Genomic DNA, 13,180 nt, shown 5'->3' on the forward strand with positions numbered 1-13,180 from the left:
AATGCAGAAAACAAAGAGAAAGAGTACATCTGAACTACGGGAAGGTTATACAACGGGTTCTTGTGCAACAGCTTGTGCAAAAGCGGCACTAATCGCTTTAATCACAAAACAAGTACAAAAGAGGGTAACGATACATCTGCCAATTGGAAAAGATGTTGAATTTCTAATAGAAGATTGCAACATGGGAGACTTTGAAGTGACGTGTTCAACAATTAAAGACGGCGGGGACGATCCTGATGCAACCCATGGCGCTATTATTCAAGCAACAGTTTCTTGGAGAGAGGACGGGGAAATTTTTATCGATGGCGGCAAAGGAGTAGGCAGGGTCACAAAACCCGGATTGCCGATTGAAGTGGGACTTGCAGCCATTAATCCCGTTCCACGGAAAATGATTCAAACGGAAATTGAAAACGTATTAAAACATTTTGAGATTGAAAAAGGGGTAAATATTATCATTTCTGTTCCCGATGGTGAAGAAATTGCCAAAAAAACATTAAATAGCCGTCTCGGAATCATTGGAGGAATTTCAATATTGGGAACAAGAGGAACAGTTGTTCCTTTTTCTAATGCTGCTTATATGGCAAGTATTGTACAAGCTATATCAGTGGCCAAAGCATCCGGTTGTGAGCATCTTGTTTTTACAACAGGTGGACGAAGCGAAAAATTTGCTATGAGCATGTTTTCCGATCTTCCTGAAGTTGCTTTTATTGAAATGGGCGATTTTGTGGGTTTTGCAATGAAACATTGCAAAAAAATCGGCATTCCAAAAGTTTCTTTGGTTGGAATGATGGGAAAATTTTCAAAACTTGCCCGAGGTTCGATGATGCTCCACTCAAAAGGTTCTCAAGTAAGTTTTGAATTTCTTGCTTCCATTGCTAAAGAATGTGGAGCTGCAAATGAAAGCATCGTAAAAATTCTTCAAGCGAACACAGCGAATGAAGTTGGGGAAATCATGAGAGAACTAGGATGCAAGACCTTTTTTGACAAAATATCGGAACATTGCTGTAAAGAAGTAATTAAACATGTGGAAGGCGGATTGATTGTTTCGACTGCGATTTATTCAATGAATGGAGAATTATTAGGAAAGGCGGAAAATATTGATGCCTATTAAATTGATTGGAATTGGAGACAACGGTGTACATGGACTTCATCCCCAATTAATTGAGTGGATTGAAAATGCGGAAGTTCTTGTTGGAGGAGAAAGACTCTTATCATTTTTCCCAAATTTTAAAGGTGAAAAAATCGTATTAAAAACAAAAATAATGAGGATAGTTGAACAACTTGGAAAAAGGAATCAAAACATTGTGATTCTAGCTTCCGGAGATCCCTTGTTTTATGGTATAGGCGGACTTTTATCAAAAAAAATCCCGGTTGAAATCTATCCCTATATCAGTTCAATACAACTTGCAGCGGCAAAATTTGGAATCAGTTGGCAAGATGCCTATTTTGTCAGCATACATGGACGCCCAATAAAAGGCCTTGCTCAAAAAATCGATGGAAAAAAGAAAGTGTTTATATTAACAGATGAAAATAATTCCCCAAATACTCTAGCAAAATATTTGCTAGAGTTTGGTATGACTGAGTATGAAGCTTATATTGCTGAAAACTTGCAAGGGGAAGAGGAGCGTTGCAGAAAAATGACGTTGGAAGAAATGGAGAAATCCAGTTTCTCTCCATTAAATGTTGTGATTTTAGTTCAAACTCAAGAAGCAAAAAAATGGCCGCTTGGCATTGAAGATGAAGAGTTTTATCAACGAAAGCCGGAAAAAGGATTAATAACGAAAAAGGAAGTTCGTGTATTATCCATTAGCGCTTTGAATATAAACGCACAAAGCGTTGTGTGGGATATCGGGACATGCACCGGTTCTGTCGCGATTGAAGCTGGGAAAATTGCAAAAGAAGGAAAGATATATGCCATTGAAAAAAATGAAGAAGACATCGCAAACTGTCTCCGTAATCAAAAAAAATTTCGGGTGGATTTCACGGTAGTACACGGAAAAGCGCCGGGAGGCCTTGATGAGTTTCCCGATCCGGATGCCATTTTCATTGGTGGTACAGGCGGCAACATGGAGGAATTATTAACTGTATGTTGTCAAAGGTTGAAAAATGATGGACGCATCGTGTTAAATCTAGCAACAATCGAAAACTTATATGAATCAATCAAGATATTGAACAGATTAGGATTCCATACAGAAGTTACCCAAGTACAAATCGCAAGAAGTAAACCGATCTTATCATTGACCCGGTTAGCTCCATTAAATCCCGTGTTTATTGTAAGTGCAAAACGAAAGGAAGATGGAAATGAATAAAGGGACTCTATACGGAATAGGTGTTGGACCTGGAGATCCTGAATTAATTACTTTAAAAGCTTTTCGCACACTTCAAGAATGTCCAGTCATTGCTTATCCAAAAAAAATGCGAGGTTCAAAAAGTTATGCATACAAAATTGCAGAAGTTTTTATACGGCCTGAAGAAAAGGAAATGTTGGGCCTAATATTTCCAATGACGAAAGATGAAGAAGTATTAAAAAGGGAATGGAATAAAGCCGTTGATGAAATCTATGGGAAAATTGCCAATGGAAAAGATGTGGCGTTTGTTACGGAAGGGGATCCGCTATTATATAGCACTTTTATTCATTTAATGAAGTTAATGAGCGAAAAATATCCAGATGTCAAAATTCAAGCAGTTCCTGGCATTTCCTCTATTAACGGTGCAGCTTCCTGTCTAAACATTCCTCTGGCTGATGGTGATGAACAAGTCGCGATTATACCTGCAAATGATGATGTCGATAAAATGAGAAAAGCGATTGAAACCCATGATGCTGTTGTATTTATTAAAGTTGCAAAGGTCATAGATTTGATGCTGGAAATTCTTCGGGATTTGGGCTTGGAAAACAAAGCACACGTAGTGACAAAAGTAACATCTGAAGAAGAAATAATCTGGAGCATCGATGAATTGGACGGTGCGGATTTAAATTATTTAACGTTAATGGTGGTGCGAAAATGAAAAAAATATGGATTATTGGAGCTGGTCCGGGCGATCCCGATTTAATCACGGTGAAGGGTTTACATATTTTGCAACAATCAGATTGTATTCTCTATACAGACTCTCTTGTGAATGAAGAGTTAATTGCCAAAGCAAAGAAAGAAGCAGAAATAATAAAAACGAGCGGAATGAATTTGGAAGAAATTGTATCAATCATTGTAGATCGGGTGGACCGTGGGAAAAAAGTTGCACGTGTTCATACCGGTGATCCATCGTTGTATGGTGCTATTGCAGAACAAATCGCATTACTAAAAAAAGAAGGCATTGAAGTTGAAATCATTCCGGGTGTGAGTTCAGTTTTTGCTTCAGCAGCAGCAGTACAAGCAGAACTGACAATTCCCGAATTAACTCAAACTCTGATTTTAACCCGAGCAGAAGGACGAACGCCTGTACCGGAAAAAGAAAAATTAAAAGATTTGGCAAGCCATCATTGTACAATCGCTCTTTTCCTCAGTGCCACTTTAACGAAAAAAATCATGAAGGAATCGAAAGAAGCAGGCTGGCAAGATGATACGCCTGTAGCTGTTATTCAAAAAGCTACTTGGCCAGATCAAAAAATCGTTCGAACGACACTTGCTCAACTTGATGAAGCAATGAAAGAAAATGGGATTCGCAAACATGCCATGATATTGGCTGGATGGGCACTTGATCCAAACATTTATGAAAAGAATTCTTATCGTTCGAAACTTTACGATGCCGAGTTTACCCACGGCTATAGGAAAGGAGTTTCAAAGTGATTCAACTAGCGGAGGAGGAAATTCCGAAAATCAATCAAAAAAATGATTATGCGATTGTAGCGATTACAAAACATAGCGCAGAAATTGCGAGAAAATTAAGAGGACTTTTTCCAAATGGCGACTTGTATTATCCGCATAAGTTTGCCAAAGGTGATGAAGAGGGTCTGGGAATTCAGTTATATGATGGCAATGTTCGGATTCTGCTTTCAGCCATTTTTTATAAATATAAAGGTCTCATTTTGTTTATTTCTCTTGGTGCAGTTGTTCGCATGATTGCACCACTATTAAAAGATAAAAAAATCGATCCGGCAGTCGTTGTCATCGATGATCGGGGTAAAAATGTAATCAGTGTGCTTTCAGGCCATTTAGGAGGTGCGAATGAATTAACGAGAGAAATCGCCGCATTGCTTCACGCAAATCCCGTTATTACCACAGCATCTGATGTTCAACAAACCATCGCCGTAGATTTATTTGGCTCCAGATTCGGATGGGTTTGGGATTCCGAAGAGCATTTGACCAAGGTAAGTGCGGCTGTCGTCAACGAAGAACCAGTTGCCATAGTGCAGGAAAGCGGAGAGCGTTCTTGGTGGTTATATGATCATCCATTACCGAAAAATATCATGTTATATCCGACAATTTTGGACGCAATCGATGCGAAGCCAAGCGGTGCTTTAATAATCACGCATCGCTTACTTGCCCCGGAAGAAAAATCAATATTGCAATGCGGTATTATTTTTAGACCAAAAGTGATCGTAATAGGCATCGGTTGTAATCGCGGAACAAGCGGGGAGGAGATTCAGTCAGTCATTGAAGAGACGTTGCTTGAGTTGGGATTTTCTTCAAAAAGTATAAAAGCGATATGCACCATTGACTTAAAGAAAGATGAAGAAGGTTTATTAAAAGTGGTGGAAGAACGAAAAGTGGAATTTTGTACGTATACCGCCAAGGAACTTAATGAAATGCATATCGAAGAACCATCAGAAACGGTTTATAAATATACAGGGGCATATTCCGTGAGTGAAGCAGCAGCGAAACGGTATTTACAATCGGATTCCCTTGTCCTTGTCAAAAAGAAAAGCGGCAATGTAACGATTTCTGTAGGGGTTCTAGAACATAAGGAGGATTATCCGTGGCAAAAAGAGTAATGATTGCAGGTACATCGAGCGGTGTTGGAAAAACAACTTTAACAATCGGAATTATGGCTGCACTGAAAAAGAGAAATTTAGTCGTCCAAGGCTTTAAATGCGGTCCTGATTATATCGATCCATCTTATCATACTGCCGTTACAAAACGAATTTCCCGAAATATCGATAGCTGGATGTTAAGCCGCGAAGTAATCCGTGATATTGTAGAACGGTCTGGCCGCGATGCAGATATTTCAATTATCGAAGGGGTGATGGGGTATTTTGATGGCAAAAGTCCATTGGAAAATACCGGATCCGCTGCTGAAATCGCTGTCATTACTGAAAGTCCAGTTCTGCTGGTGGTGGATTGCTCAAGCATGGCAAGAAGTGCAGCAGCAATTGTCAAAGGTTTTCAAACTCTGCATGAACCATCGCGAATCGTTGGTGTAATTGCCAACAGAGTTGGAAGCGAGGGCCATTTTAACATTGTAAAAACAGCCATTGAACAAGAATGTAAAATTCCGGTAATCGGCTATATGAAGAAAAACAATGATCTCCATTTGCCAAGCAGGCATCTCGGATTAATTCCGGCTATTGAAAGGGGAGAATTGGATTCTTATTTTGATTCGCTGGCACAAGAAGTAGAAAAAACCATTGATCTCAACCGGCTATTAAGCATTTCTGAAACGAACAATTTACAAGAAGTTGAAAATTCTATTTTTCACGAAGATCCAAAGGTAAATGTAATAATCGCCGTTGCAAAGGATGCGGCCTTTAATTTTTATTACGAAGAAAATATTCAATTACTTAAATCGCGCGGGGCTGAAATTCAATATTTTTCCCCATTAGCGAACGAACCGGTACCTGAAGATGCAGATGGATTATATATTGGCGGGGGCTTTCCGGAAGAATTCGCAGAACAGCTTGCAAATAATGAAGTTTCAAAACAATCCATTAAAGAACTGATTGAAAATGGGCTTCCAACAGTGGCTGAATGTGGAGGGTTCATGTACTTGACAAAATCCATCCAGTCAACTGAAGGTATAAGCTATCCAATGGTTGGGATCATTGATGGAAACGTTATGATGCAACCTAAACTTGCAGCTCTTGGTTACCGGGAAATTGTTGGAGTAAACAACAATTTCCTCATGGGAGAAGGAGAGACGGCAAAAGGCCATGAATTCCATTATTCCACTTTTATACCAAATACAGAGCAGGTGCCGGCTTATGCATTGAAAAGTCGATTTGGACAAAAACAGGATGGTTGTGTTGTCCATTCATTAATTGCAGGATATGTCCATTTCCATTTCGCATCCAATCCGAAGCTAATCGATAACTGGTTGAATGCTTGTTTAAAATATCAACAACAGAAACGGAAATAAAACTATTATACTATTAAATAATTTTCAATTCAGTAAACAACAATGCAACTTTCTTCCGGGAGGGAAATATGAGCAAAGGAAAAGTATATTTAGTAGGAGCTGGACCTGGAGATGAAAAATTGATCACAGTCAAGGGGCTCGAATGCATACAGCAATCAGACTGCATTGTGTATGATCGGCTTATAAATCCATCATTGCTAGAGTATGCTCCCAAAAATGCAGAACGCATTTATTGCGGTAAATTGCCTGGAAAACATATGCTCATTCAAGAGGAAATTCATGAAATTCTTGTACAAAAAGCATTGGAAGGAAAGATTGTTACGAGATTAAAGGGAGGGGATCCCGGTATTTTTGGAAGAGTAGGAGAAGAAGCCAGTGTCCTCAAGCAGCATGGGATTCCCTTTGAAATTGTGCCTGGCGTTACTGCAAGTGTTGCAGCAGCCGAGTATGCCGGGATTCCATTAACCCATCGCGAATATGCATCCAGTGTTGCCCTTGTTACAGGACACGGATGTAAAGAAAATGGTTCTGATTATTTAAATTGGAGAGCACTCTCTGGAATCGATACGATTGCTTTTTATATGGGAGTTGGGAATTTACAGAATATTTGCCGTCAATTAATGCAAAATGGCAAAGCCCCCGGTACTCCGGTCGCGATTATCGAAAATGGTACGACGAAGGTACAACGAACCATTTCTGGAACATTAGATACGATTTCCCAATTGGCTGCGAGCGAAAAGATTACAAATCCTGCCATGATTATTGTGGGTGAAGTTGTAAAGGTAAGAGAACAAGCAATGTGGTTTGAAGATACCTTATATAAAACAAAAAACAATACCAATACACAATAATGGAAGGAGGAGAATGACAATGAAACATAAAGGACTCACTTTAATATATACTGGTGATGGTAAAGGGAAAACGACTGCAGCGTTGGGACTGACATTGCGTGCAATTGGCCGTGGAATGAATGTCTGTTTTTTACAGTTCATTAAATCGAAACAACGTATTTACGGTGAAGCCATTGCCTTAGAAAAATTAGGAGTTGCAATGGAACAATTAGGCCTCGGTTGCATTAGCCAAGGCGAAGAAGGGAAAGGCTCCGTTAAGGTTGAACAATTAGGAATCGGATTTACATGGACGAAGACACCGGAAGAGCATCGGGAAGCTTTGAAAAAAGGGTGGGAAATTGCAAAACAAGCCCTCCAAGATCCAACCATTGATTTATTAGTGTTGGATGAACTAAACAATGCTCTCAGTATTACAAACTTTCCGGTTGATGACGTAATTCCTCTTGATGAAGTGATCACAGCACTTCAAAATCGTCCAACACATATGAATGTCGTGATTACAGGCCGTAATGCGAAACAAGAATTGATCGACATTGCAGATTTGGTTTCGACTATCGATTGTACGAAACATTATTATAATGAAGGAATTTCGGCGGTAAAAGGCCTGGAATTTTAAAGGAGAGAAAATATTTGCGTGCAAGTTCAATTATGATACAAGGAACGTCTTCTGATGTGGGGAAAAGTGTTCTTTGTACGGCACTTTGCCGCATCTTCTCCAATGCAGGATACAAAGTTGCCCCTTTTAAGTCTCAAAATATGGCATTGAATTCCTATGTTACCCAGAATGGGGAAGAAATCGGCCGAGCTCAAGGGGTGCAGGCAGAAGCTGCTAGGATAATCCCTAATTCAAAAATGAATCCGATTTTGCTCAAACCGAAACAAGATATGGTTTCGGAAGTCATCGTTCATGGGAAGCATTTTATGGATATGGGTGCAACAAATTATCGAGAGAACTTTACGCTGCAAGCAATACCAATTGTGGAAAAAGCCATCCATGACTTGGAACAATCCTACGATATTATTGTGGCAGAAGGTGCCGGCAGCCCTGCGGAGATTAATTTAAAAGATCGCGACATTGCGAATATGCGGGTAGCAAAAATGCTGGATGCCGATGTGTTCCTCGTTGCAGACATCGACCGGGGCGGAGTTTTTGCTTCAATTGTCGGCACGCTTGCATTGTTGGATGAAGAAGAACGGAAACTTGTAAAAGGTATCATCATTAATAAATTTAGAGGGATGATTGAATTACTTCAGGATGGCATACAATGGCTTGAAAACTATACCGGAATTCCCGTTATTGGGGTTATCCCTTATTTAGACTGCCAGATTGAAGCTGAAGATTCTTTAGCCCTCGATACTTTAAAACTAAAAAACCCTAAAAAGAAATGCCCTATTGATGTGGCTTGTATTCAATTGCCGAGAATATCTAATTTTACAGACTTCGATCCGTTGTTTGAGGAGCCTGACGTAGGGGTACGCTTAGTTAGAGATGTGAAGGAGTTAGGAAATCCAGATTGCATCATCATACCTGGTACAAAAAATACAACGGGCGACTTAATGTGGTTAAAAGAAACGAAATTATTTGAAGCTATTCAACAATGTTATTCAAAGGGCAGCAGAGTTTTCGGAATTTGTGGCGGTTATCAAATATTAGGCGAGAAACTTCTCGATCCTGATGGTGTAGAAGGAAATTTGAAGGAAGTCTCAGGCCTTTCTCTACTGCCGATACAAACGATCTTTGAAAAAAATAAAAGAACGACCCAAACAAAAGGCAAAATTCATCCAACGCTTTTCCAAAAAGAAATTGAAGTGGAAGGATACGAGATTCATTTAGGCCAAACAAAGGTAAAGGAAAATGCATTGCCTTTTTTACAATTAAATGATGGAACAACGGATGGTATTATTGTTCATAATGGGAAAGCCATTGGCACATATTTACATGGCATCTTCCAAAATCGCTATTTTACAAGGGCGTATTTTAATGAAATAAGAAAAAGTAAGGGGTTGAATCCATTACCAATGGAAGTACAAACGGATAAAGAACGCCGTGAACAGGCATATGAAATACTGGCAGAACAAGTGCAAAGCTGTTTAAATATGGAATATATATATGCTTTATTAGAAAAACAAAAATTAATGAAAAATGGGAAGTAAATGTCGAATTACAAATAGCCTTCAATCCAAAGTATTTTTCGGATTGGGGGCAATTTTGCATTGCTTAGGATTCACCAATTTATGCTAGACTCCGCACTTATTTTCCTATCTGTGCTATAGAAACATCCCCTAACGCCATAATCAACAACACCCTTTCTGCTGGAAAATTAATAAGTTGAAAAGAAGAATTAACCTTTCAAACAATAAAACCTTTGTAATTGTATTCTGAAACAGTAAAGCGTAGAATGAGGATGAATAGTGGAAAAAAGGGGTTTTGAACATGGAAAATAGTCGTTTAGTGAATGAATTTATCGAGTTAGTCCAAATTGATTCAGAAACAAAACATGAGGAAAAAATAGCACCAATTCTTGTAAATAAATTGGAAGATTTAGGTTTTTCCGTTTATCAAGATGATGCTCATACACGCAATGGTCATGCGGCGGGAAATATTATCGCCACTTTGGAAGGATCATTGGATGTTGAACCGATTTATTTTACCGTACATATGGATACGGTTGTTCCTGGGAAGGGCATTAAACCACAAATAAAAGAAGATGGCTATATATATTCTGACGGCACAACCATTTTAGGCGCTGATGATAAAGCTGGAATTGCTGCACTTTTGGAAATGGTTCGCCGTCTTAAAGAACAGTCCATTGAACACGGTACAATACAATTCATTATTACAGCAGGCGAAGAAGATGGTCTTGCCGGCTCTAAGGAGTTGGATCGGGATAAAATTATTGCCAAGTACGGCTATGCGGTTGACAGCGATGGAAAAGTGGGAGGAATCGTTGTTGCGGCTCCTTATCAAGCAAAATTAAATGTAAAAATCTTTGGAAAAACAGCCCATGCAGGAGTGGAACCGGAAAAAGGGATTTCTGCTATTACATTGGCAGCGAAAGCCATTGCGGAAATGAAATTAGGGCGCATCGACCATGAAACAACAGCGAATATTGGGCGTTTTGAAGGCGGCAAAGCGACAAATATCGTTTGTGATGAAGTATTCATCCTAGCAGAAGCCCGCTCCATCCAAAAAGAGAAATTAGATAAGCAAACAGCTCATATGAAAGAAACTTTTGAAAAAGTGGCTGAAAAATTTGGAGGCCGCGCTGAAGTGGATGTACAGTTGATGTATCCGGGATTTTCAGTAGGTGAAACGGATAAAGTAGTACAAGTGGCAGTGGAAGCAGTAAAAAATGTTGGCAGAACACCTCAAATTGGGGTCTCTGGTGGGGGAAGCGACGCCAATGTCATTTCAAGTTTTGGCATTCCCACAGTCAACTTGTCGGTAGGCTATGAAAATATCCATACAACGAAAGAACGGATGCCTATTGAAGAACTGGAGAAATTGGCCGATTTATTAGTAGAAATCGTAAAATGCTCCGGCAAGAAATAGTTCAATTTGAGGTGATTTTATATGAAATCCATTGTCTTTCGGTGCGGCAAAGAAGAGTATGCGATTTCCATCGACCAGGTGGTTTCCATTGAAAGGATTGAAAATATTGCGCCCATTCCTCATTTGCCCGGCTATTTAATCGGGTTTGCAAAGGTCCGTGGCGAGCTGATTCCGGTGCTTGATTTTAATATCATTCTATACAATCAGCCTACCCCTGAATCTTCGGGCAGAATGATTGTATTGAATATGGATATTGTGCGTTTTGGTTTGGCAGTATCCGAAGCGAAAGAAATCATGGATATAAGCGAAGAGGATATACAACAGGTCGGTCTTGTGAACTACACCCATACAAAATACTTTACAGCAGTCGCCAACCTGGAAGACCGGATCATGACCATTGTAAATCCGAAAGTACTGGTGAATTCGTTGGAAGGAATCCGCGAAATTATTGATTATCTGCATCAATTGGTGAGGGAAGAGAAAAATGAAACCGCAACAGAATAATAAATGGCTGGAGGAGGGCTTTTATACCTTCTCTGGATTTTTTTCACGAAAAGTGAGGTGGCCATGTGAAATATCCTTATCGCCCCATTTTAAAAATTCCCAAGACGAGAAATGAAATCATTTTTGATATCATCGGGATCGGATTTTTCGTTATTTCCATTTTATATATCATCGTCCAATGGAAACATCTCCCCGATCAAATCCCGGGGCATTTTAATGCAAAAGGGGAAGTGGATCGGTGGGGTTCGAAATATGAATTATTGATAGTGCCCATTATCGGTTTATTTATTTTTTTGTTGTCGACCCTTTTCGAAAAAGCTCCCCATATGCACAATTACCCGAACCGCCTCAATGAATCAAATGCAGAGCAGTTTTATTTGAACAGCCGGAAAATGCTCAATGCAACGAAAAATGTATGCATGCTGTTTTTTGCAGTGTTGAATTTTCAAATGGTCCGGATCGGATTGGATAAACAGGATTCCCTGGGAGGTTGGTTTTTGCCCGTTCTCATAATTTCCTTCTTCATTCCGTTGGCGGTTGGCATCTATAAACAAACCAAAATCAAGTAGTGTTTGGGGTTGATTCTATGGAGATCCGAAATAAACTGCTCGAATTGTCGGAGGAAAAATACCGGCTTTTTCAAAAATCCCTCATCCCCAATCAGGAAAATATTCTCGGAGTGCGTCTCCCGAAGTTAAGGGCAATGGCCAAAGAGATTGCAATGGGAGACTGGGAAGGTTTTTTAATGGATGGGAAAGAGGAGTATTTTGAGGAAATCATGTTAAAAGGGATGGTCATCGGCCAGGCGAAAATGTCTCTTGAGGAGAGGTTGAGATGGATCCGATGGTTTGTGCCGAAAATTGACAATTGGTCTGTATGCGACAGTTTTTGCGCGGGCCTGAAATTTGCAAAAAAGCATCAAGATGAAGTGTGGAGATGGATTCAGTCTTATTTCCGGTCGAAAGAAGAATTTGAAGTCCGATTTGCCGTTGTCATGCTGCTGACTTATTTTTTGGAAGAAGCCTATCTGCAGGCTATTTTTTCCATATTGGACGGTATCCGTCATGACGGCTATTATGCCAAAATGGCCGTCGCATGGGCAATTTCTTTCGCATATTTGAAGTTTCCGGAAGAAACATCCAAATTTTTGCAATCCAATTCTTTGGATATTTTCACTTATAATAAAGCCCTTCAAAAAATAATGGAGTCGAACCGGATCGGCAAAGAAGAGAAAGAACGAATGCGAAAAATGAAAAAATCACCGGTTTAATAAGGGATGCCTTCCAATTCCAGCAACTTTTTTTTCACATCCAATCCTCCGCTGTATCCGGTGAGGCTGCCGTCTTTTCCGATGACGCGATGGCACGGGATTATAATGGATAAGGGATTCTTTCCGACCGCTCCTCCCACAGCCCGGACAGCTTTTGGCTTTTTGATGCGCTCAGCCACCTCCGAATAGGTCATCGTTTTTCCATAAGGAATGTCGCATAATACCTTCCAAACTTCCCGTTGGAAAGGGGTGCCCTGGATGTCAAAGGGCAGGGTGAATTCTTTGCGGCGGCCATCCAAATATTCAATGAATTGGGATATATATGGATCCTTGAATTGTCCATCTTCATAAATTTCGCATTGGGGAAATTGTTTATGGCATTCCCCCATCATTTCTTGCAAAGTAGCATGATCTGTCCCGACAAAGACAAGCCCTCTGTCAGATGCCGCTATTATTAGTTTCATATACGGATGGTTAAGTTGTGAATAGTAAATCATTTTCTTCTCCATCACTGTCGCCCCATTGTTTCCGGATCTTTCATATTGCATATAGCCATAAAAGAAACGGCTGGTTTTGCAAAAATACTAGCATATTTTTCATTTCATTACCATAAACAGCCGTCAACGAAGGGATATCATGATTTCCAAATTTTCTTGAAAACGTATCCGCCTATCATGGGATGATCATCTGATTGTGTAAATATTAACATCATAA

General features: G+C 39.8%; 14 protein-coding genes. 13 read left to right on the forward strand and 1 reads right to left on the reverse strand.

The window, feature by feature from the left end:
- Position 1: 1 nt before the first annotated feature.
- The 13 genes from NST62_RS05790 (at position 2) to NST62_RS05850 (ending at position 12,466) form a co-directional block, all read left to right on the forward strand.
- A complete protein-coding gene (locus NST62_RS05790; protein ID WP_141600764.1) occupies positions 2-1,111 on the forward strand; it encodes a cobalt-precorrin-5B (C(1))-methyltransferase in 1,110 nt (369 codons plus the stop codon).
- Positions 1,101-2,309: a precorrin-6y C5,15-methyltransferase (decarboxylating) subunit CbiE gene (gene cbiE / locus NST62_RS05795; RefSeq protein WP_141600763.1), complete on the forward strand. Its 1,209-nt coding sequence runs from the start codon at positions 1,101-1,103 to the stop codon at positions 2,307-2,309. The genes NST62_RS05790 and cbiE overlap by 11 nt, the downstream gene beginning before the upstream one ends.
- The gene (gene cobI / locus NST62_RS05800) at positions 2,302-3,006 is read left to right on the forward strand and encodes a precorrin-2 C(20)-methyltransferase (protein WP_141600762.1); all 705 of its coding nucleotides are present in this window, start codon (positions 2,302-2,304) and stop codon (positions 3,004-3,006) included. Before cbiE ends, cobI begins: the two co-directional genes overlap by 8 nt.
- Complete coding sequence (gene cobM / locus NST62_RS05805; RefSeq protein WP_342463214.1) at positions 3,003-3,782, forward strand: precorrin-4 C(11)-methyltransferase; 780 nt, start codon at positions 3,003-3,005, stop codon at positions 3,780-3,782. Before cobI ends, cobM begins: the two co-directional genes overlap by 4 nt.
- Entirely contained in the window at positions 3,779-4,927 is a 1,149-nt protein-coding gene (locus NST62_RS05810; RefSeq protein ID WP_141600760.1) for a cobalamin biosynthesis protein, read from the forward strand. The genes cobM and NST62_RS05810 overlap by 4 nt, the downstream gene beginning before the upstream one ends.
- A complete protein-coding gene (locus NST62_RS05815; protein WP_141601060.1) occupies positions 4,927-6,288 on the forward strand; it encodes a cobyrinate a,c-diamide synthase in 1,362 nt (453 codons plus the stop codon). Before NST62_RS05810 ends, NST62_RS05815 begins: the two co-directional genes overlap by 1 nt.
- 68 nt (positions 6,289-6,356) lie before the next feature.
- Positions 6,357-7,139 (forward strand): uroporphyrinogen-III C-methyltransferase, encoded by a 783-nt coding sequence (cobA, locus tag NST62_RS05820; RefSeq protein WP_141600759.1) that lies wholly within the window; start codon positions 6,357-6,359, stop codon positions 7,137-7,139.
- 19 nt (positions 7,140-7,158) lie between these two features.
- Entirely contained in the window at positions 7,159-7,755 is a 597-nt protein-coding gene (locus NST62_RS05825) for a cob(I)yrinic acid a,c-diamide adenosyltransferase (RefSeq protein WP_208649816.1), read from the forward strand.
- 14 nt (positions 7,756-7,769) lie between these two features.
- Complete coding sequence (locus tag NST62_RS05830; protein ID WP_141600757.1) at positions 7,770-9,293, forward strand: cobyric acid synthase; 1,524 nt, start codon at positions 7,770-7,772, stop codon at positions 9,291-9,293.
- A gap of 280 nt (positions 9,294-9,573) precedes the next feature.
- Positions 9,574-10,692, forward strand: a complete 1,119-nt coding sequence (locus NST62_RS05835; protein ID WP_141600756.1) for a M20/M25/M40 family metallo-hydrolase — start codon at positions 9,574-9,576, stop codon at positions 10,690-10,692.
- Between the two features lie 21 nt (positions 10,693-10,713).
- Positions 10,714-11,196: a chemotaxis protein CheW gene (locus NST62_RS05840; protein WP_141600755.1), complete on the forward strand. Its 483-nt coding sequence runs from the start codon at positions 10,714-10,716 to the stop codon at positions 11,194-11,196.
- A gap of 65 nt (positions 11,197-11,261) precedes the next feature.
- Positions 11,262-11,765: a DUF1648 domain-containing protein gene (locus NST62_RS05845; protein WP_141600754.1), complete on the forward strand. Its 504-nt coding sequence runs from the start codon at positions 11,262-11,264 to the stop codon at positions 11,763-11,765.
- A gap of 17 nt (positions 11,766-11,782) precedes the next feature.
- A complete protein-coding gene (locus tag NST62_RS05850; protein ID WP_342463215.1) occupies positions 11,783-12,466 on the forward strand; it encodes a DNA alkylation repair protein in 684 nt (227 codons plus the stop codon).
- Here NST62_RS05850 and NST62_RS05855 read toward each other — a convergent pair.
- A complete protein-coding gene (locus tag NST62_RS05855; RefSeq protein ID WP_141600752.1) occupies positions 12,463-12,975 on the reverse strand; it encodes a methylated-DNA--[protein]-cysteine S-methyltransferase in 513 nt (170 codons plus the stop codon). The two genes, NST62_RS05850 and NST62_RS05855, sit on opposite strands and share 4 nt — an antisense overlap.
- Between the last annotated feature and the right edge of the window lie 205 nt (positions 12,976-13,180).

Origin of the sequence: Ureibacillus sp. FSL K6-8385, assembly GCF_038593155.1 — a bacterium.
Lineage (GTDB): Bacteria > Bacillota > Bacilli > Bacillales_A > Planococcaceae > Ureibacillus > Ureibacillus terrenus.